18 protein-coding genes are annotated in these 19,090 nt (G+C 66.5%); 6 read left to right on the top strand and 12 right to left on the bottom strand.

The genetic code is table 11. From position 1 onward, the window contains the following. Window positions 1-20: 20 nt before the first annotated feature. From ACUXVX_RS00975 to ACUXVX_RS00965, 3 genes are read left to right on the top strand one after another with little or no spacing between them, the layout of a single operon-like run. Entirely contained in the window at window positions 21-683 is a 663-nt protein-coding gene (locus ACUXVX_RS00975) for a class II aldolase/adducin family protein (protein WP_446309979.1), read from the top strand. Then, a complete protein-coding gene (locus ACUXVX_RS00970; protein ID WP_446309978.1) occupies window positions 676-1,533 on the top strand; it encodes an SDR family oxidoreductase in 858 nt (285 codons plus the stop codon). Before ACUXVX_RS00975 ends, ACUXVX_RS00970 begins: the two co-directional genes overlap by 8 nt. Then, window positions 1,448-2,104, top strand: coding sequence for an exopolysaccharide biosynthesis protein (locus tag ACUXVX_RS00965; RefSeq protein WP_446309977.1), 657 nt, complete (start codon window positions 1,448-1,450; stop codon window positions 2,102-2,104). The genes ACUXVX_RS00970 and ACUXVX_RS00965 overlap by 86 nt, the downstream gene beginning before the upstream one ends. 12 nt (window positions 2,105-2,116) lie before the next feature. Here the strand turns inward: ACUXVX_RS00965 and dxs are convergent, their stop codons facing one another. The 5 genes from dxs to ACUXVX_RS00940 are packed head-to-tail and all read right to left on the bottom strand — an operon-like array spanning window position 2,117 to window position 6,945. Then, window positions 2,117-4,045, bottom strand: a complete 1,929-nt coding sequence (gene dxs / locus ACUXVX_RS00960) for a 1-deoxy-D-xylulose-5-phosphate synthase (RefSeq protein WP_446309976.1) — start codon at window positions 4,043-4,045, stop codon at window positions 2,117-2,119. 9 nt (window positions 4,046-4,054) lie between these two features. Further along, complete coding sequence (locus ACUXVX_RS00955; RefSeq protein ID WP_446309975.1) at window positions 4,055-4,906, bottom strand: polyprenyl synthetase family protein; 852 nt, start codon at window positions 4,904-4,906, stop codon at window positions 4,055-4,057. Window positions 4,907-4,918: 12 nt separating this feature from the next. Further along, window positions 4,919-5,161, bottom strand: a complete 243-nt coding sequence (locus tag ACUXVX_RS00950; RefSeq protein ID WP_222471480.1) for an exodeoxyribonuclease VII small subunit — start codon at window positions 5,159-5,161, stop codon at window positions 4,919-4,921. After that, window positions 5,158-6,102, bottom strand: coding sequence for a histone deacetylase family protein (locus ACUXVX_RS00945; RefSeq protein ID WP_446309974.1), 945 nt, complete (start codon window positions 6,100-6,102; stop codon window positions 5,158-5,160). The genes ACUXVX_RS00950 and ACUXVX_RS00945 overlap by 4 nt, the downstream gene beginning before the upstream one ends. Before the next feature lie 36 nt (window positions 6,103-6,138). Continuing rightward, entirely contained in the window at window positions 6,139-6,945 is an 807-nt protein-coding gene (locus ACUXVX_RS00940; RefSeq protein WP_446309973.1) for a DUF4198 domain-containing protein, read from the bottom strand. Here ACUXVX_RS00940 and ACUXVX_RS00935 point away from each other — a divergent pair. Then, entirely contained in the window at window positions 6,938-8,062 is a 1,125-nt protein-coding gene (locus tag ACUXVX_RS00935) for a HupE/UreJ family protein (protein ID WP_446309972.1), read from the top strand. The genes ACUXVX_RS00940 and ACUXVX_RS00935 overlap by 8 nt on opposite strands. 3 nt (window positions 8,063-8,065) lie before the next feature. Here ACUXVX_RS00935 and ACUXVX_RS00930 read toward each other — a convergent pair whose 3' ends face one another. From ACUXVX_RS00930 to ACUXVX_RS00920, 3 genes are all read right to left on the bottom strand, one after another. Continuing rightward, on the bottom strand, window positions 8,066-8,974 hold the full coding sequence (locus ACUXVX_RS00930; protein ID WP_222471483.1) for a DMT family transporter: 909 nt from the start codon (window positions 8,972-8,974) through the stop codon (window positions 8,066-8,068). A 63-nt stretch (window positions 8,975-9,037) separates the two neighbouring features. Next, entirely contained in the window at window positions 9,038-9,463 is a 426-nt protein-coding gene (locus tag ACUXVX_RS00925; RefSeq protein WP_222471484.1) for a hypothetical protein, read from the bottom strand. A gap of 94 nt (window positions 9,464-9,557) precedes the next feature. After that, entirely contained in the window at window positions 9,558-10,427 is an 870-nt protein-coding gene (locus ACUXVX_RS00920; RefSeq protein WP_446309971.1) for a branched-chain amino acid aminotransferase, read from the bottom strand. 157 nt (window positions 10,428-10,584) lie between these two features. Between ACUXVX_RS00920 and ACUXVX_RS00915 the strand changes: the two genes are divergently transcribed. Further along, window positions 10,585-11,091: a MarR family winged helix-turn-helix transcriptional regulator gene (locus ACUXVX_RS00915; RefSeq protein WP_222471486.1), complete on the top strand. Its 507-nt coding sequence runs from the start codon at window positions 10,585-10,587 to the stop codon at window positions 11,089-11,091. Continuing rightward, the gene (locus tag ACUXVX_RS00910; RefSeq protein WP_222471487.1) at window positions 11,091-11,801 is read left to right on the top strand and encodes a response regulator; all 711 of its coding nucleotides are present in this window, start codon (window positions 11,091-11,093) and stop codon (window positions 11,799-11,801) included. Before ACUXVX_RS00915 ends, ACUXVX_RS00910 begins: the two co-directional genes overlap by 1 nt. An 18-nt stretch (window positions 11,802-11,819) precedes the next feature. On the opposite strand, the gene queG is transcribed toward ACUXVX_RS00910, so the two are convergent. The 4 genes from queG to gltB all read right to left on the bottom strand — a co-directional run bounded on the left by queG (window position 11,820) and on the right by gltB (window position 19,088). Continuing rightward, entirely contained in the window at window positions 11,820-12,839 is a 1,020-nt protein-coding gene (gene queG, locus ACUXVX_RS00905) for a tRNA epoxyqueuosine(34) reductase QueG (RefSeq protein WP_446309970.1), read from the bottom strand. 99 nt (window positions 12,840-12,938) lie between these two features. Next, window positions 12,939-13,607: an FtsZ-binding protein FzlA gene (fzlA, locus tag ACUXVX_RS00900; protein WP_222471489.1), complete on the bottom strand. Its 669-nt coding sequence runs from the start codon at window positions 13,605-13,607 to the stop codon at window positions 12,939-12,941. 72 nt (window positions 13,608-13,679) lie between these two features. Next, window positions 13,680-14,420 (bottom strand): monofunctional biosynthetic peptidoglycan transglycosylase, encoded by a 741-nt coding sequence (mtgA, locus tag ACUXVX_RS00895; RefSeq protein WP_446309969.1) that lies wholly within the window; start codon window positions 14,418-14,420, stop codon window positions 13,680-13,682. Between the two features lie 126 nt (window positions 14,421-14,546). Beyond that, window positions 14,547-19,088, bottom strand: coding sequence for a glutamate synthase large subunit (gltB, locus tag ACUXVX_RS00890; RefSeq protein WP_222496280.1), 4,542 nt, complete (start codon window positions 19,086-19,088; stop codon window positions 14,547-14,549). Window positions 19,089-19,090 lie beyond the last annotated feature (2 nt).

Below are 19,090 nucleotides of genomic sequence, written 5' to 3'. Positions count from 1 at the left end.
ACCCGACTATTCAGGATTTCATGCAAAAAGGCCTCTTTTCCAGCCTGCCAAGCATCAGCAACTGGCCCGATCGCACCGACCTCTCGGCGGCGAGCGGCTGGGCTTTGCGCAACGGGCTGGGCGAACCGGGGGACTTTCTGGCGCTGCTGAAGGCCGATGGCGACGCGGTGCTCGTGGCGGGTGGCGCGGGTGCCGGGCCGGATGCCATTGGCGCCGAGGCGCCGCACGGGATGGGCGCCGCCTTGGCCGCCGCGCTGGCGCAGGTGAACGCCCGCTGCCTGATCTTCGCCCGCCCGCGGAACGTCCTCGCGCTGGCCGCGCTCTCCGAAAGCCTGCTGCCGCCGATCTGCCCGGACTCCGCGCTCTTTCACCACCGCCACGTGGTCGACCCCGACTTTGGCGGCCGCCCGGCGGAGGAGGAGGGCCCGCGCCTCGCCGCACTGCTCGCCGCGCCCGGCACACGTGCCGCGGTGATCGGCAATCAAGGCGTGCTGACCCTCGGCAGCCGGGTGTCTCACGCGCTGTCGAACCTGCACCGCTTCGAACGGGCCGCCGGCACCTACCTGCGGGCACTGGCCACCGGCCACGCGCTGCGGATCCTGCCTGACGAACTGGCCGCCGCCCAGCCCGAGCCGGATGCCGAGGCCTTCTTTGCCGCCGTCAAAACGGTGACCGGTGACTGACGCGCCGGGCAAAACCCTTCTGTCGCTCGGTCACGGCTATTCTGCCCGCGCCCTCGCCGCACGGATCGCCCCAGATGGCTGGCAGGTGATCGGCACCACGCGCAGCGCCGAGAAGCTCGAGGCCGATCACGCCGAGATGCACCTCTGGCCGGGTACCGAGCTCGCCCCTCTTGCCGCCCGCGCCTCGCATGTTCTGCTGAACGCTGGGCCAACGGAAGAGGGCGACCCGTTTCTGTCAGAAATCGGCTCTATCCTTGCTGAAACGCGGCCTGATTGGATCGGCTACCTCTCCACGACCGGGGTCTATGGCGACCATTCTGGCGAATGGGTGGATGAGGAGACGCCGCTCACCCCCTCGACCCGCCGGGGTGAAATGCGGCTTCAGGCCGAGTCCGCCTGGCAAAGCCTCGCCGCCACCCATGACCTGCCGCTGCACATCTTCCGGCTTGCGGGAATTTACGGCCCCGGGCGCGGTCCGTTCGCCAAGGTGCGGGCCGGCAAGGCGAGGCGGATCATCAAGTCGGGGCAGGTGTTTTCGCGCATCCATGTCGAGGACATCGCCCAAGTGCTCGCCGCCTCGATGGCGCGGCCCGACCCCGGCGCGATTTACAACCTCTGCGATGATGACCCGGCCCCGCCGCAGGATGTGATCGCCCATGCCGCCGAACTGCTCGGCCTGCCGGTGCCCGAGGCGATTCCCTTCGAAGAGGCGGAACTTACCCCCATGGCCCGCAGTTTCTATGCAGAGAGCAAGCGGGTGAGGAATGACCGGATCAAGCGAGACCTTGGAGTGGAACTCCTCTTCCCGACCTACCGGGAAGGGCTCGCCGCGCTCCTCCGCGACGCATGAGATCCGCTCGCTGAGCGACGTGCTGGAGGCGCTGGACCGGCTCTCCGAGGCCGAAACAGTATCTATCAAGGACTTGCTGGAAGAGATCGGGATGCGCGCCTTCGCGCCGCTCGTGCTGATTCCGGCGCTGATTCTCGTCACGCCGCTTTCGGGCATCCCCGGACTGCCGACCATCGGGGCCACGCTGATTGCGTTGGTGATCGTGCAAAAGCTGATGGGCCGTACCCACCTTTGGCTGCCCGGCTGGCTAACCCGCCGCAACGTGGCAGGCGAGCGGCTGGCGGGGGCGGTGGATTGGATGCGCAAGCCCTGCCGCTGGATCGACGATCACTCGCGCAAGCGACTCAGCCCATTGGTCTCGCGCCCGGCCAACCTGATCACCGCGCTTGTGATCACGCTGATCTGCGTCGTGATCCCCTTCCTCGAACTTCTGCCGATGGTCACATCGCTCTTTGCGGTTGCCATCAGCCTTCTGGCCATTGGTCTGCTGGTGCGCGACGGGCTCTATACCCTGCTCGGCTACCTCTGGATCGGCGTGGCCGGTGGGGCGATTTACTGGCTGCTGAGCTGAAACAGGCTCTGTTCAAGCCCGTTTCGAGCTGATCTTCGCCACGTCGAGCACGCTGAGCACCTTGGCCTCGATGTCCTCGGCATTGAGGGCCGCAACCGACCACATGTCACGCGGGCTGGCCTGATCGATGAAAATATCGGGCAGGACCATCGAGCGGAACTTCAGCCCGCGGTCGAACACACCTTCCTCGGCATAGAGCTGGGCGACATGGCTGCCGAAGCCGCCCACTGCGCCCTCCTCGATTGTAATCACGGCCTCATGCTCGGCGGCGAGCCGCAGGCACAGCTCGCGGTCCAGCGGTTTGGCAAAGCGGGCGTCGGCGATGGTGGGCGTGATGCCCTTGGCGGCCAGCGCCTCGGCGGCGGTGATCACCTCGGAGAGCCGGGCGCCGAAGGACAGCAGCGCCACGCGTTTGCCCTCTTGGATGATCCGGCCCTTGCCGATTTCGAGCGGCACGCCGCGCTCCGGCATATCTACCCCGGTGCCCTCGCCGCGCGGGTATCGGAAGGCGATGGGCCCCTCGTCATGCGCGGCGGCGGTGGCGACCATGTGGCGCAGCTCGGCCTCGTCGGCGGCGGCCATGACCACCATGCCGGGCAGGTTGGCCATGAAGGCCACGTCGAACGCGCCCGCGTGGGTGGCGCCATCGGCCCCCACCAGCCCCGCGCGGTCGATGGCAAAGCGCACGGGAAGGCGCTGGATCGCCACGTCATGCACCACCTGGTCGTAGCCGCGCTGCAGGAAGGTGGAGTAGATCGCGCAGAAGGGTTTGAGCCCGCCAGCAGCCTGACCGGCGGCGAAGGTGACGGCGTGTTGCTCGGCGATGCCCACGTCGAACACGCGGGTCGGAAAGCGCTTGCCGACAAGGTCCAGCCCGGTGCCATCGGGCATGGCGGCGGTGACGGCGGTAATCAGCGGATCGTCCTCGGCCTCTTGGATCAGGCTTTGCGCGAAGACCTTGGTGTAGCTCGGCGCATTGCTCGGCGCCTTCTTCTGCTCGCCTGTGATCACATCGAACCGGGCAACGCCATGGCCTTTGTCTGCCGCCGTCTCCGCGGGCGCGTAGCCCTTGCCCTTCTTTGTGATCACATGGATCAACACCGGGCCGTCTGCCCGCGCCTTGACCGTGCGAAGCACCGGCAGAAGCTGCTCCATATCGTGCCCGTCAATCGGGCCAACGTAGGAGAAACCCAGCTCCTCGAACATCGTGCCGCCCACGGTGACGCTCTTCAGCAGTTCCTTGGCCCGCCGCGCGCCCTCCTGAAACGGGCTGGGCAGTAGCGAGACCGCGCCCTTGGCGGCGGCCTTGAACTCCTGAAACGGGGCGCCGGCATAGAGGCGGCTGAGGTAGGCGCTCATCGCGCCGGTGGGCGGGGCGATGCTCATCTCGTTGTCGTTCAGCACCACGAAGAGCCGTTTGCCGAGGTGGCCCGCGTTGTTCATCGCCTCATAGGCCATCCCCGCACTCATCGCGCCGTCACCGATGACGGCAATCGCATCGCCCAGCGGCGGGTCGGCGGGGGCGCCGAGATCATGCGCCACGGCAAAGCCGAGGGCGGCGCTGATGGAGGTGGAGCTATGGGCCGCGCCGAAGGGGTCGTAGGGGCTTTCGGTCCGCTTGGTGAAGCCGCTCAGCCCGTCTTTCTGGCGTAGGGTGCGGATGCGGTCGCGGCGGCCGGTGAGGATCTTGTGGGGGTAGCACTGGTGGCTCACGTCCCAGATCAGCCGGTCGCGGGGCGTGTCGAAGACCGCGTGCAGCGCCACCGTCAGCTCCACCACGCCGAGGCCCGCGCCAAGGTGGCCGCCGGTCTGGCTGACGGCATCGATTGTTTCGGCCCGCAGCTCCCCGGCGACCTGTTTCAGCTCGGCGTCGCTCATCTGGCGCAGGGCGGCGGGCCCGTTCACACGGTCGAGCGTGGGCGTGGCTGGGCTTTGGCTCATCGGGGCCTCCTAACTGCGGCGGGCAATAACGAAACGCGCAAGCTCCCGCAACGTTTCGGCCTCCTGCCCGTAGGGCTCCAGCGCCGCGACGGCTTCCTCGACCAGATCGGCGGCACGCTTGCGCGCGGGCTCCAACCCGAGGAGCGACACGAAGGTCGCCTTGCCCCGGGCCGCATCCTTGCCGACCGCCTTGCCGACGGCCTCGGCGCTGCCCTCTACATCCAATATGTCATCAAAGATTTGAAAAGCCCGTCCAACCGCATCGCCATAGTGTCGCAGCCCGGCAGAGTCTTGCCCTGCCATGCGCGGCCCGGCCAGCGCCGACCAAGTGATGAGCGCGCCGGTCTTGCCCGCTTGCAGGGCCTCGATCTCGGGAAGGGTCAGCGGCGTTTCGGCGGTTTCGGCGGCGATATCGGCGGCCTGCCCGCCGACCATGCCGCGCACGCCTGCGGCCTCGGAAAGGCTATGCACCAGCGCAATACGGGCCTCCGCGGGCAGATCGGCCTCCGCGATGAGTTGAAAGGCGAGCGATTGCAGCGCATCCCCCGCCAGCACGGCGGTGGCCTCATCCCACTTACGATGCACGGTGGGCTGGCCGCGCCGGAGATCGTCGTCATCCATGCAGGGCAAATCATCGTGGATGAGGGAGTAGGCGTGGAGCGCCTCGATGGCTCCGGCCACCGGCCCGGCCTTGGCTTCCATGCCGTGCAGCCGCGCCGATTCGACCACCAGAAGCGCCCGCAGCCCCTTGCCACCAGCGCAGGCATAAGCCATCGCCTCGGCCACGGTGCCGCCCTTGGGCAACGCGGCAGAAATCGCGGCGCTGGCGAGTTGCTGCGCCTCGGAAAGTCTCTGTTTCACGGCAAAACGGCCTTAGTCGACATCCAGCGGGGCGGTGCCCGCCGCATTGCCATCGGCGTCGGTGGTGATCTTGGCGACCTTCTCCTCGGCGGCCTTCAGCAGCGCATCGCATTTGGCCCGCAGCTCAGAGCCGCGTTGGTAAAGAGCAATCGAATCCTCCAGCGGCACCTCGCCGCCCTCAAGGCGGCTCACCACCGCCTCCAGCTCGCGGATTGCCTCCTCGAAGCTCATCTCTGCCACCGGTTTGTCGTTCATCTTGCGCCCCGTTTCATCAGCACTTTCACATGCGCCGCCGTGCTCGCGGCCAGCGCCTCCAGATCATATCCGCCCTCGAGGGTCGAGACCACCCGGCCCCAAGCGTGCGCATCGGCCACATCGCAGAGCCGCTCGGTCGCCCATGCGAAATCTTCCTCCACAAGGTTCAGCTGGGCCAGCGGGTCGGCGCGGTGGGCATCGAATCCGGCGGAGATCAGAAGCAACTCGGGCGCAAAATCGTTGAGTGCGGGCAGCACCTCGGCCTCCATCACCCGCCTGAAGCCCTGGCTCCCTGTCTCGGGCGGAAGAGGCACGTTCATCACGTTGTTGTCGGCCCCGGTCTCATGCTGGGCGCCTGTGCCGGGGTACAGCGGCGACTGGTGGGTGGAGATGAAGAGGCAGCGGGTCTCGTCCCACAGTAAGTCCTGCGTGCCGTTGCCATGGTGGACGTCGAAATCCATCACGGCGACGCGGGAGAGCCCATGCGCGTCGAGCGCGTTTTTGGCTGCAATAGAGACGTTTCCGAAGAGGCAGAAGCCCATCGGCGTGGTCTTTTCGGCGTGGTGTCCCGGTGGCCTTGCGGCGACGAAGGCGTTTTGCGCCGCGCCGCTCATCACCCGCTCCACGGCGGCCACGCAGCCGCCCGCGCCGCGCAGCGCGGCGTTGAGCGAGCCGGCCATCACGTGGGTGTCGGCGTCGATCGAGGCCCAGCCATCCCCCGCGGCCTCCACCGCCCGCTCCACCGCGGCCACATGGGCCTCGGGGTGGACGCGCAGCAGCTCGGCGCGGTCGGCGAGCGGGCAATCGTGCCAGTCCAGCGCGGCGAACTCGGGGGTTTCGAGCACTTCGAGAATCGCCTCCAGACGGGCCATCCGCTCGGGGTGGCCGGGGGGCGTGAGGTGCCGGAGACAATCGTCATGGGTAAAGAGGGCGGTCGTCATGGCGCTACCCTGCCGCGCCGGGCGCGCGCCCGCAAGCTACTCGGGGACGCGGAAGGTGAGCGAGGCCCAGAGCGAGCGCCAGACGGGCCCGGCCTCGGCATCGTCGTTCGGCTCGGCCCGCACAACCACGCTATCGACGAGGTATTCATGCCCCGGCGTGACCGGGAACACCGCGCGCCCGGTGGCATCGGTGCGGATCTGGGTGACCTCGACCGTGCCGTAGGAGGCCTTGTCGAGAATCTCCACCTGCGCATCGGCCCGCGCGGCGCCGTCGTAGATGACATCCACCACCATGCCGCCGGAGAGGTCGTCGACATAGGGGTTCTTGACCGCGACGATCTCGATCTCGAGGCCCATCGCGCGGTCTGCCCCTTCGGCATTGCCCACGGCGATGAGGCTCTTGGCGTAGCGGCGGTAGGCCTCCTTGAAGCGTTCTTCCGGCAGGCCGCGCTCGCGATGAACCGTCTCTAACCCGGCCCAATCCTTGTGCTCGATGAACCGGCGGAACTGGGCCATGTCCTTGTAGGTGAGGCTCAACTCGCCGGTCTTGTGGACCACCACGTTGAGCCCTTCGGCGGGGGCCGGGATGTTGAGCGCGGGGCGGTCCCCAACCCGCGGCGTCACCTCCACCACGCCCTCGGGCGTGACCACCTCGAAGCGTTCGGAGCGGCCGGGCACAAAGACGTATCCGGCGCCCTTGAACTCTTGCCCTACCCGGAACTCCGCCGATAGCGTGCCGCCAACCGGGACCGCATAGGCATCGGGCGAAATCCAGAACTCATGGGCCGCAGCAGGCAGCGCGGCGCTGAGGCACATGGCGAGTGAGGCGAGACGCATGAACATCCTACAGACACTGGCACTTGCCCTTCTGCTGTCAACCCACGCCTCCGCGAGCGCCGCCCACGAGTTGAACCCCTCGGTGGCGGATGTGACGGTTTCGGCTGAAACAGTGACGCTCGAACTCTCGCTGAACACCGAGGCCATGCTCGCGGGGATCGACCAATCCACCGGCGAAAACACCGATGATGCGCCCGAAGCGGCGGAGTATGACGCGCTGCGCGCCCTGCCCGCCGAAGAGCTTGCCCAGAGGTTCTTTGAGGCCTGGCCTACCCTGCGGGCGGATTTTGACGTGCGCGCGGGCGACGCGCCGGTGACGCTGGAGCTGACCGATATCACCATTGCCGACGTGCCCGATGAAAGCCTGCCGCGCGATGGGCGCGCCGTGATCACGGGCGCGCTGCCGCCCGGTGACGCGCCGGTGACGGTGGGCTGGACCTCGGGCTTTGGCCCGCTGATCCTGCGGCAGGTCGGCGGCGGGGAAGATGCCTACTCGGACTTTCTCAACCCCGGCACGGTGAGCCAGCCGCTGCCCCGGAGCGGCGAGATCGTGACCGAGGGCTGGGCCGCCCTCTTCAGCCGCTACATTGTGGTGGGCTTCGAGCACATCATCCCCAAAGGGCTGGATCACATCCTCTTCGTGCTCGGGCTGTTCTTCTTTTCGCTCCAGATGCGACCGCTGGTCTGGCAGATCTCGGCCTTCACACTAGCCCATACGGTCACGCTCGCGCTGGCGAGCCTGAAGATCGTGGTGATCCCGGCGACGGTGGTGGAGCCGCTGATTGCCGCCTCTATCGTTTATGTCGCGGTCGAAAACATCTTTGGCGGGCGGCTCGGCTGGTGGCGGGTGGTGGTGGTGACAGCCTTCGGCCTGCTGCACGGGCTGGGCTTTGCCTATGTGCTCGGTGACGTGGGGCTGGAGCCCGCGCGCTTTTTGACCGGGTTGATCGGCTTCAACATCGGGGTCGAGATCGGGCAACTGACGGTGATTGCCGTGGCCTTCCTGACGGTCGGCTACTGGTTCGGCCGCAAGCCATGGTATCGCCGGTTCATCGCCATCCCCGCCTCGCTGGCCATTGCCGCCGTGGCCGCCTTCTGGGTGGTTGAGCGCACGCTGCTATGAGTGTTACTTCATCGTCGCGTTGATCTTGCCGCGCGCGGCCCGGTCCTTGCCGAGCTGCTGCTCGCGCCAAACGATGAAGGCGCCTGCGCAGATCACCAGCGCCGCACCGGCCAGCATTTGCAGGGTCGGCACCTCATTGAACACGAAAAAGCCGATCACCAGCGCCCAAATCATCGAACTGTAGGTATAGGGCGCGAGCAACGAGGCATCGGCGAAGCGGTAGGAGGAGGTGACGAGGATCTGCCCCGCGCCGCCGGTCAGCCCCGCGCCGATGAGCAGCGCCCATTCCAGCGGCGTCGGCCAGACCCAACCCCAGGGGATCGTCAGAAGCGATAGGGTGGTGGCGGTGGCCGAGAAGTAGAAGACGATGGCGGCGGTGCTCTCTTTCGAGGCCATCGCCTTGACGAAGATCTGCGCCAGCGAGGCCAGCAGCGCGGAGGAGAGGATCATCACCGTGCCGATGAACTCCCGCTCCCCGCCATCGAGCGAGAGGCGGGGCCACATGATGATGAGCACGCCCACCAGCCCCACGGCGACGGCGGTGATCCGCAGCAGGCGCACCCGCTCGCGCAGCAGGATGGCGGCGAAGATCACGATGAGGATCGGGGTGATGAAGCGCAGTGCCGTGACCTCGGGCAGTGGCAGGTAGCGCAGCCCCAGAAAGCCCAGCCCCATTGCGCCGGAGCCGACAATCGCACGGATCGCGTGGCTCCTGACGCTTTGCACCTTGAGCCCCTCTGGCATGTCGCCCCGCAGCCAGAGCCATGCGACGATCACCGGCAGGCCGCAGCCCGCGCGGAAAAACACCGTCTGGCCGACCGGTACGCCTTCGGCCGCCTTCACCAGTGCGCCCATGATGGAAAAGAGAAAGATCGCGCCCAGCGTGAGCGAGATTCCGACGAGGGGTTTCATACTGCAAATCTGTTCGGGTCTGCCGCCCTTAGATCACGTCCGCCCGGCGGGTGCGACCGCAAATCACTCCGCCGCGCGCCCGACCGTCATGTGATAGGCCGAGACCGCCGCCTGGATGCCATCGGAGGCGCGCGACAGCGGGAAGGGGCCGATCCGGTTGCGGTGAACGACGAAGGCCACATTGGCCGGCTCGCCTGCCGCCGCGCTGATGACAAACACCTGCGCGTCGATCCCCTTGGCGGTAAAGCTGCGCTGGATCTGCCGCGCCATCCGGAACCCGCGCTCCTGCGACGGGGTGTGCAGCCGCAGCTCGACCTTGAGATCGCGGGTCTCGCCCAGCGTGCCGCCAAAGACGACCGACTCGATGCTCTGCGCGAGTGGGCGCAGGGAAGGGTCGCCGGTTATCTTGTAATAGCCAAGCGCAAGCGCCGAGGGCAGGGCGACCACGGCGGCGAGAAAGATCCCGTAAAGAAGCTGCTTGGCCCACATGAGGGCGCTCCGGCATGAAAAAGGCGGTGCCAGTCTCCCAGCACCGCCTTTCGATCCGGTTAAGAGCGGCGACCGTTGCGGGCCGCTGCCAGCCTCAGCTCCGCACCAGCTTCTCGTAGCTGTCGCTCATCTCTCGGCAGAGCGCGCCGACCTCGAATTTCCAGTCGCCGATCTGGCCCACGGGAGTGACCTCGGCGGCGGTGCCGGTGAGCCAGCACTGCTCGAAGCCTTCCAGCTCCTCGGGCATGATGTGCCGCTCGTGGACTTTGATCTGGCGGTCCTCCAGCATGCCGATCACGGTCTGCCGGGTGATGCCGTTGAGGAAGCAGTCGGGCTTGGGCGTGTGCACCTCGCCGTCCTTCACGAAGAAGATATTGGCGCCGGTCGCCTCGGCCACGTAGCCTCGGTAATCCATAAAGAGCGCGTCCGAGCAGCCTTTGGCCTCGGCCTCGTGCTTGCTCATGGTGCAGATCATGTAGAGCCCGGCGGCCTTGGCGTGCACCGGGATCGTCTCCGGCGAGGGGCGCTTCCACTTGGCAACATCGAGCTTGGCGCCCTTCATCTTTGCGTCGCCGTAGTAGTTGCCCCACTCCCAGCCGGCCACGGCCACGCGGACGGGGTTGCGGATCGACGACACGCCCATGTCTTCGCCCGACCCGCGCCATGCGACGGCGCGCACGTACGCGTCGGTCCAGCCGTTGGCCTTGAGCATCTCGTATTTCGCCGCTTCCAGCTCGTCCACGGTGTAGGGGATCTCGAAGTCGAGCCACTTGGCCGAGGCGATCAGACGCTCGGAGTGCTTGCGGCTTTCGAAGATCTTGCCGTTGTAGCACCGCTCGCCCTCGAACACGCTGGAGGCGTAATGCAGCCCGTGAGTGAGCAGATGTACGTTGGCGCTGCGCCAGTCCACCAGCTTGCCGTCCATCCAGATCTTGCCGTCGCGGTCATCGTAGGCTCCAGCCATCTCGCTCCCTCCAATTTGCATTTGTTGCGCTAGTTACGTCCGCATCGGACATTTTCTTGCGCAAAACCTGCGACTCACTACCGATCCGCGCTTGGAAAGTCAACAAGGCTGACGTATTGTCTCGCCCCAAGAGGAGAAATCCAGCAAGGACAACACTATGGCCGACGGCCCCGGCAACCCGGCGACAAGCGAAAGCCTGCTGTTTCTGACCGACGAGCAGCTGCGGAAGGGAATCGAGGCGATGTTCTTCGCCTATCGTGGTTTCACCGCCGATCCTGACCGGATCCTCGAAGAGCTGGGCTATGGCCGGGCGCATCACCGGGCGGTGCATTTCATCCATCGCTCGCCGGGCACCACCGTCAACAACCTGCTGTCGATCCTGGGCGTGACCAAGCAATCGCTCAACCGGGTGCTGCGCACCCTGATCGAGGACGGGCTGGTGGAGAGCCGGGTGGGCCGGCAGGACCGGCGCGAGCGCCACCTGCACCTGACCGAGGCAGGCACCCAACTGGAGCGCCGCCTCTCGGATGCCCAGCGCGACCGGATGCGCCACGCCTTCCGGCAGGCCGGTCCCGAAGCCGTGATTGGCTTTCGCGCCGTGCTGGAGGCCATGATGGACCCCGAGCTGCGGCACCATTATACCGCGCTCAAGGAGGGGAATTGATGACTCCAGTCGACCAGTGTGATGCCCATCTGCTGATCGTGGATGATGACGAGCGTATTCGCGGCCTGCTGCAAAAGTTCCTCCTGCGCCACGGGTTCATCACCACCTCCGCCCGCGATGCCGCCCACGCCCGCCGCCTTTTGGCCGGGCTGGAGTTTGACCTGATCGTGATGGACGTGATGATGCCGGGCGAGACCGGGGTCGAGCTGACCCGCAGCCTGCGCGAGAGCCTCGCCACCCCGATCCTGCTGCTCACCGCCAAGGGCGAGACCGAAGATCGGATCGCCGGGCTGGAGGCCGGGGCGGATGATTATCTGCCCAAGCCCTTCGAGCCCAAGGAACTGCTGCTGCGGATCAACGCCATCCTGCGACGGGTGCCGAGCGAGGTGGCGGTGGATACCGGCCCCAAGGTGCTCTCCCTCGGCCCGGTCCGCTACGACGTGGCCCGCGGCGAGATGTGGAAAGGCGAGGAGATGGTGCGGCTGACGGCGACCGAAAGCGCCCTCATGCGGATTTTCTCGACCCAACCCGGGAGTGCCGTGACCCGCTCCAAACTGGTGGAAGACCTCGGCCGCGATGGCGGGCAGGCGCAGGAACGGGCGGTGGACGTGCAGATCACCCGGTTGCGGCGGAAGATCGAGGCCGACCCCAAGCAGCCGCGCTATCTGCAAACCGTGCGCGGCGAAGGGTATATGCTGGCGCCGGATTGAGGCGGGCAAAGCCCCGCTCTACGAGAGCTCTGCCACCGCCCAGCGCGCTGCATCTGCTACCACCGGGTCTTCATCGTCACACAACCCCTGCGCCACCGGCCTGAGCCGCGCCGCGCCCGAGTTGCCGATCGCATAAAGCACATTGCGCACAAACCGCCCCCGCCCGATCCGCTTGATCGGGGAGCCGGAGAACCGCGCCCGGAAGGCCGCATCATCCAGCGCGGCCAGCTCCTCCAGCGCGGGCAAGTCTGTCTCGGCCCCGCCGTGATACCGCAGGTCCGCCGCCTCTACAGCGAACTTATTCCACGGGCAGACGGCGAGGCAATCGTCGCAGCCGTAAATCCGGTTGCCCAGCTTGCCGCGCAAGGCCTCATCCACCGGCCCGGCGTGCTCGATGGTCAGGTAAGAGATGCAGCGCCGCGCATCGAGCTGGTAGGGCGCCGGAAAGGCGCTTGTCGGGCAGATGTCGAGGCACCGCCTGCACCCGCCGCAATGGTCGGTTTCTGCAGGATCAGGCTCGATTTCAAGCGTGGTGAACACCGAGCCGATAAAGAACCACGAGCCCATCTCCCGGCTCACAAGATTGGTGTGTTTGCCCTGCCAGCCCAGCCCCGCTGCCTGCGCCAGCGGCTTCTCGGCCACCGGGGCGGTATCGACGAAAACCTTGATTTCGCCGCCGAACTCCTCAATCAGCCAGCGCCCCAGCCGCTTCAGCCGCTTCTTGACGATATCGTGGTAGTCACGCCCCCGCGCGTAGGCCGAGATCAGCCCGCGCTCGCGTTCCTCCAGCAGAGGCAACGGGTCGAACTCCGGCCCGTAGCTCTCGCCCAGCACCAGAATGCTCCGCGCCTCGGGCCAGAGCGCCGTGGGATCCTCCCGCCACTCAAGGCGCTTTTCCATCCACGCCATCTCGCCATGGCGGCCCTCCCGCAAGAAGGCTCTCAGCCACTCTGGCACTCGGTCAAACGGTGCCGCCCGCGCCACGCGGCAGAGCGAGAACCCCTCTTCCAGCGCACGCGAGACGATCGCATCTTTCACCAGCCCGCCCCATTTTCTTGCTGAAAATATTCCCGAGGGGTGTCGCACCTATGGTGCGCCTTCGGCGCAACGGGCTGGCCCCCACTCCGACGCTGCCGATCAGAAATCCAGGTCGGCATAATGCGGCGGCGGCGGGAAGCCCGGCACCTGGTCGGCCAGAAGCCCGCGGAAGGCGGGGCGCGATTTGATCTTGGCGTACCAGTCCTTGACGTTCTCGCTGCGGTTCCAGTCCACGTCGGAGATGTAATCGAGTGCGCTCAGATGCGCGGCGGCGGCAAAATCGGCGAGGCTCAGGGAGTCGCCCGCCAGCCAGCGGCGTTGGTCGAGCAGCCAGCTCATATAGTCGAGGTGATACTTGATCGCCTTGGCCCCGGCCTTCACGTTGCGGCTTTCGGGGTAGCCCTGTCCGGTGACCTTCTTGTTCACGCGTTCGTAGAGCAGGTTGGCGGTGACTTCGTGGTGAAACTTGTCGTCGAACCACGCGCAGATGCGGCGCACCTCGTAGCGGCCCTCGGCATCCTTGGGCATCAGCGGCGGCTCGGGGTGGCGCTCTTCGAGGTATTCGCAGATCGGCTGGCTCTCGGCCATCATCTGCCCGTCGAGCCGCAGCACCGGCACCTTGCCCGCCGGGTTGCGGCGCAGAAAGTCGGGCTCCGCCTCCCAGTAGCGCTCTTCGACCAGCTCCACCTCCAGCCGCTTTTCCGCCATCACAAGGCGCACCTTGCGGCAGAAGGGTGAGAGTGGAACGTGGTAAAGGCGGCTGCTCATGGGCTCCCCCGGGAACTTGGTGAATTGCCCCGTGATAACGCGGCCAAGGCCCCGCCTTCAATCAAAGAACCTTCAATCCTCGAAACAGGCGGCCCGCCCGTCGGCGGCGATGGTGGCGGCGCCATCGGCGATCCGCGCCGCGCGTTTGCGTTGGCTGGTCGAGGGGCGCGAGGCCGAGCGGCCCTTGGGGTTGGGCAGCACGCTGGCGAGCAGGGCGCCCTGCATCGGCGAGAGCTTGCCGGGGGGCACGCCGAAGTAGTGATGCGCGGCGGCATCGATGCCAAATACCCCCTCATCGAACTCGGCCACGTTGATGTAGATTTCAAGAATGCGCCGCTTGCTCCAGACCGCCTCTGCCGCCGGGGTGATCAGCGCCTCCAGCGCCTTGCGCAGCCAGCTGCGCCCTTGCCAGAGAAACACGTTCTTCACCGTCTGCTGGCTGATGGTCGAGGCGCCGCGCGTGCCGCCGTCTTCCAGCGCATCGCGGATCGCGTCCACGTCGAAGCCCCAGTGCAGGCAGTAGTTGGCATCCTCGGCGGCGACCACCGCGCGCACGGCGGCGGGGGCGACCTCTTCGATGCCGATCCACTGCCGGTCCACATCGCCGAGGCGGCGCTTTTCGGACCAGATGGTGTGGGTCGTCGGCGGGTCGACGAAGGCGAAGAGCAGGATGGCGAGAAACACCAGCAGCACCGGCACCGCCAGCACCAGCGCCAGACGGCGCAGAAACCACCGCCAGGCCCGGCGCACCGCCGGCGGCTTGGGGCGGCTCCGTTTGGCCGGGGCCTTCGCTGTCTTGCTCGCTTTCGCCATCCTGATTGCTATACGCCGCCGCTGCGGGTTGGAAAACCCGTCAGGCACCCTGCGGCGCGCGGGCGGGGGCAGCCCGGAGGCCGCCCCGCGCGCGGAATGGGGGCGACCCACCCCGCGTGAAAGGCTCTATTCCGCCGGAACAGCGCCTTTTTCGAGCGTCAGCGGGTGGCTCAGCTTGTCGAGCATCTCCTTCGGGCAAACCTGGATGAAGTTCGGCAGCTCGCTCTCCCAATGTTGCAGGATCGCCTCGGCCTTGCGGCTCTTGGTTTCCTTGAGATGGTTGGAGACCATCTCGTGCAACTGCTCGATCCAGTGGTCGACCGTGACCGGGTTGGTCACCAGCGTCTCCATGTTCATCATGTCGGCTGCCTTGCCATCCGGATCGTAGAGATAGGCCATGCCGCCGGTCATGCCCGCGCCGAAGTTGGCGCCGATGGTGCCGAGGATCACTGCGAGGCCGCCGGTCATATATTCACAGCCGTTGGAGCCGCAGCCCTCGATCACCGTCTTGGCGCCGGAGTTCCGCACCGCAAAGCGCTCGCCCGCCCGGCCCGCGGCATAGAGGTAGCCGTCGGTCGCGCCGTAGAGCACGGTGTTGCCGATGATGGTGTTCGAGCTCGCCTCCAGCGGGCTCGACATGGTTGGCCGCACCACGATGGTACCGCCGCTCAGGCCCTTGCCGACGTAGTCGTTGGCATCGCCCGCGACCTCCAGCTTCAGCCCCGGCGCCGCGAACGCCCCGAGCGATTGTCCGGCGGAGCCCGAGAGCTTGACCGTCAGGTGATCGGGGAGGAAGGCGTTGCGCATGCCGAAGTTCTGCACGATGTGGCTGGAGGTGCGGGTGCCGACCGTCCGATGCGTGTTTTGCACCGCGTATTGCAGCTGCATCTTCTCGCCGTCCCGCAGGAACCGCTTGGCATCCTGCACGATCTGGGCGTCCAGCGTGTCGGGCACCGCATTGCGCGACCGCTCGACCGTGTAATCCACCTTGTCGGCGCCATCGACGCAGATCAGCAGCGGGTTCAGGTCGAGGTCGTCGAGGTGGGCAGAGCCACGGCTGACCTGACCGAGCAGGTCGGCCCGGCCGATCACCTCGGCAAGGCTGCGAGCCCCGATGGAGGCGAGGATCTCCCGCACTTCCTGCGCGTAGAAGGTGATGAGGTGCACCACCTTGTCGGCGTTGCCGGTGAACTTGGCCCGCAGGTCATCGCGCTGGGTACACACGCCAACCGGGCAGGTGTTGCTCTGGCATTGCCGGACCATGATGCAGCCCATCGCGATCAGCGCGGCGGTGCCGATGCCGTATTCCTCAGCGCCCATCATGGCGGCCATGACGATATCGCGGCCCGTGCGCAGCCCGCCGTCCGTCCGCAGGGTGATGCGGGAGCGGAGGTTGTTGAGCGAGAGCACCTGATGCGCCTCGGTCAGCCCCATCTCCCACGGCAGGCCGGCGTATTTGATGGAGGTCGCTGGGCTCGCACCCGTGCCGCCGTTGTGGCCCGAGATCAGGATGTTGTCGGCCTTGGCTTTCGCCACGCCTGCCGCAATCGTGCCGACGCCGGAGGAGGCGACGAGCTTGACCGTCACCTTCACCGTCGGGTTGATCTGCTTGAGGTCGTAGATCAGCTGCGCGAGGTCCTCGATCGAGTAGATGTCGTGGTGCGGCGGCGGGCTGATGAGGGTCACGCCCTTGGTGGAGTGCCGCAGCCGGGCGATCAGGTCGGTGACCTTCATGCCGGGCAGCTGGCCGCCTTCGCCGGGCTTGGCGCCCTGGGCGACCTTGATCTCCAGTTCCTCACAGTGGTTCAGGTATTCGGCGGTCACGCCAAAGCGCCCGGAGGCCACCTGCTTGATCTTGGCGGAGGGGTTGTCGCCGTTCGGCTCGGGCACGAAGTGCGCCGGATCCTCGCCGCCCTCGCCGGAGTCCGACTTGGCGCCGATCCGGTTCATCGCGACGTTGAGGGTCTTGTGCGCTTCGGGGCTGAGCGCGCCCAGCGACATGCCCGGCGTCACGAACCGCTTGCGGATCGCGGTGACGCTCTCGACCTCCTCCACGGGGATCGGGTTGCCCAGCGGCTTGATCGCCAGCAGGTCGCGCAGGTGGATCGGCGGGTTGGCTTGCATCTTGGCGCTGTACTGCTTCCAGAGCTCAAAGGAGCCGCGGTCGCAGGCGCTTTGCAGCAGGTGCATCGACGAGGCTTCCCAAGCATGGGTCTCGCCCGAGCGCCGGGCCTTGTAGAAACCGCCGACCGGCAGCACCGGGGTCGCGCCCTTGAGCCAGCCGTGGGCGTGGATCTCTTCGGCCTTTTTCTGGATGCCGGGCACGCCGATGCCGCTGATGCGGCTGGTCATGCCGGGGAAGAATTCGGCCACCATCGCACGGGAGAGGCCCACGGCCTCGAAGTTCAGCCCGCCGCGATAGGAGGAGACCACCGAGATGCCCATCTTCGACATGATCTTCAGCAGGCCCTGGTCGATGGCCTCGCGGTAGCTTTTGACCGCTTCGGTCAGGGTCATGTCGAGCAGGCCGCGCTCGATCCGGTCGGCGAGGCTGTCTTCGGCCAGATAGGCGTTCACGATGGTCGCGCCGCAGCCGATGAGCACCGCGAAGTAATGCGGATCGAGGCACTCTGCCGAGCGTACGCCAAGCGAGCAGAAGGTCCGAAGGCCCTTGCTCGTCAGCCCGCTGTGGACGGCGCTGGTGGCGAGGATCATCGGCATGGCGATCTTGTCTTCGCTCGAATGCTGATCGGTCAGCACGATGTGGCCCGAGCCCGAACGCACGGCATCCTGCGCCTCGGCGCGGATGCGCTCCAGCCCCTCTTGCAGGGCATGCGCCCCGCCGTCGCGCGGGAAGGTACAATCGATCTCGCACATCTCGGCGTTGAAGTGCTTCACCAGCTCTTCGAACTGCGTGTTGCCGACGAAGGGGCTCTCCAGCACGATGATCTCGGTCTGGCTGCTGTCTTCATCCAGCACGTTCTTCAGGTTGCCGAAGCGCGTTTTCAGGCTCATCACCCGGTATTCGCGCAGGGAGTCGATCGGCGGGTTGGTGACCTGGCTGAAGTTCTGGCGGAAGAAGTGGCTCAGGGGCCGATACTTCTTGGAGAGCACGGCAGAGGGCGTGTCATCGCCCATGCTGGCGACCATCTCCTTGCCGTCCTCGGCCATCGGCGCGAGGATTTGCTCAAGGTCTTCAATCGAGTAGCCCGCCGCGATCTGCCGCTTGCGCAGCTGGTCGCCGGAGAACAGCGGCTTCTCCTCGATGCCGACCATCGCCTCGTCGAGATCGTTGATCTTGCCGACCCACTCACCGAAGGGCAGGGCGCGGGAGAGCTTGTCCTTGATCTCCACGTCGTGGAACAGCAGACCCTTCTTGGTGTCCACGGCAATCATCTGCCCCGGGCCAAGCGCGCCCTTCTCACGCACCACCGACTCGTCGATGGTGACCATCCCGGCCTCGGAACCGGCGATCAGCAGCCCGTCGCCGGTGACGACGTAGCGCATCGGGCGCAGCCCGTTCCGGTCGAGGCCGGCGCAGACCCAGCGGCCATCGGTCATGGCGAGAGCGGCGGGGCCATCCCACGGCTCCATCACCGAGTTGCAGTAGCTGTACATGTCGCGCCACGCCTCGGGCAGCTCGACCGCCTGCTTGCTCCAGCTTTCGGGCACCAGCATGGTCTTGGCCATCGGCGCGGAGCGCCCGGCGCGCACCAGCACCTCAAAGACCGAATCCAGCGCGGCGGAGTCGGAGGCGCCCTGCGGGATGATCGGCTTGATGTCTTCGGCCAGCTCGCCAAAGGTCGACGAGGCCATGCGGATCTCATGGCTCTTCATCCAGTTCATGTTGCCCTTGATGGTGTTGATCTCACCATTGTGGGCCAGCATGCGGAACGGCTGGGCGAGCCACCACTGCGGGAAGGTGTTGGTGGAGTAGCGCTGGTGGTAGATCGCAAAGGTGCTCTCGAAGCGCTCGTCCATCAGGTCGGGGTAGAATTCGGCCACCTGCTCGGCCAGCATCATGCCCTTGTAGATGATGCTCCGGCAGGAGAGCGAGCACACGTAGAAGGCAGGCAGATGCGCGGCAGCGGCGGCCTTCTCGATCCGCCGACGGATCACGTAGAGCTCGCGCTCGAAGGTCTCTTCATCCACACCCTTGATGTTCGAAATCAGGATCTGCTCGATCTCGGGGCGGGTGGCATTGGCCTTCTCGCCAAGGCAGGAGATATCCACCGGCACGTGGCGCCAGCCGTAGATGTAATAGCCCATGCGGAGCACCTCGGCCTCCACGATGGTCCGCGCCCGCTCCTGCGCGCCGAAATCGGTGCGCGGCAGGAAGATCTGGCCAACGGCGATGAGCTTGTTCTTGTCTGGCACGTGGCCGGTGCGCTCGATCTGGTCGTAGAAGAAGTTGACCGGGATCTCCACGTGGATGCCCGCGCCGTCGCCGGTTTTGCCATCGGCATCCACCGCGCCCCGGTGCCAGATCGCCTTCAGCGCCTCGATCCCGTTCTCCACCACCTTGCGGCTGGGTGAGCCGTCGATCGACACAACCAGACCCACGCCGCAGGAGCTTTTCTCCTCGGTCTCGTGGTACATGCCGTTTTCGCTGAGCCACTTGCGGTGCTGCTCATGTTCGGCAGCCCAGGCCTCATCGTATTTGGTCATGG

The sequence above is a fragment of the Vannielia sp. SX4 genome (genome assembly GCF_052828525.1).
Note: the sequence above shows the minus strand (reverse complement) of the source record. Positions and strands in the feature narration are given on the sequence as shown.

What these genes read in the sequence shown, in the direction of transcription:
- ACUXVX_RS00975 (WP_446309979.1), top strand. Translation starts at nt 21, where the DNA reads ATGCAAAAAGGCCTCTTTTCCAGCCTGCCAAGCATCAGCAACTGGCCC.
- ACUXVX_RS00965 (WP_446309977.1), top strand. Translation starts at nt 1,448, where the DNA reads ATGACCGGATCAAGCGAGACCTTGGAGTGGAACTCCTCTTCCCGACCT.
- dxs (WP_446309976.1), bottom strand. Translation starts at nt 4,045, where the DNA reads ATGAGCCAAAGCCCAGCCACGCCCACGCTCGACCGTGTGAACGGGCCC.
- ACUXVX_RS00950 (WP_222471480.1), bottom strand. Translation starts at nt 5,161, where the DNA reads ATGAACGACAAACCGGTGGCAGAGATGAGCTTCGAGGAGGCAATCCGC.
- ACUXVX_RS00945 (WP_446309974.1), bottom strand. Translation starts at nt 6,102, where the DNA reads ATGACGACCGCCCTCTTTACCCATGACGATTGTCTCCGGCACCTCACG.
- ACUXVX_RS00935 (WP_446309972.1), top strand. Translation starts at nt 6,938, where the DNA reads ATGAACATCCTACAGACACTGGCACTTGCCCTTCTGCTGTCAACCCAC.
- ACUXVX_RS00940 (WP_446309973.1), bottom strand. Translation starts at nt 6,945, where the DNA reads ATGTTCATGCGTCTCGCCTCACTCGCCATGTGCCTCAGCGCCGCGCTG.
- ACUXVX_RS00930 (WP_222471483.1), bottom strand. Translation starts at nt 8,974, where the DNA reads ATGAAACCCCTCGTCGGAATCTCGCTCACGCTGGGCGCGATCTTTCTC.
- ACUXVX_RS00925 (WP_222471484.1), bottom strand. Translation starts at nt 9,463, where the DNA reads ATGTGGGCCAAGCAGCTTCTTTACGGGATCTTTCTCGCCGCCGTGGTC.
- ACUXVX_RS00920 (WP_446309971.1), bottom strand. Translation starts at nt 10,427, where the DNA reads ATGGCTGGAGCCTACGATGACCGCGACGGCAAGATCTGGATGGACGGC.
- ACUXVX_RS00915 (WP_222471486.1), top strand. Translation starts at nt 10,585, where the DNA reads ATGGCCGACGGCCCCGGCAACCCGGCGACAAGCGAAAGCCTGCTGTTT.
- ACUXVX_RS00910 (WP_222471487.1), top strand. Translation starts at nt 11,091, where the DNA reads ATGACTCCAGTCGACCAGTGTGATGCCCATCTGCTGATCGTGGATGAT.
- fzlA (WP_222471489.1), bottom strand. Translation starts at nt 13,607, where the DNA reads ATGAGCAGCCGCCTTTACCACGTTCCACTCTCACCCTTCTGCCGCAAG.
- mtgA (WP_446309969.1), bottom strand. Translation starts at nt 14,420, where the DNA reads ATGGCGAAAGCGAGCAAGACAGCGAAGGCCCCGGCCAAACGGAGCCGC.
- gltB (WP_222496280.1), bottom strand. Translation starts at nt 19,088, where the DNA reads ATGACCAAATACGATGAGGCCTGGGCTGCCGAACATGAGCAGCACCGC.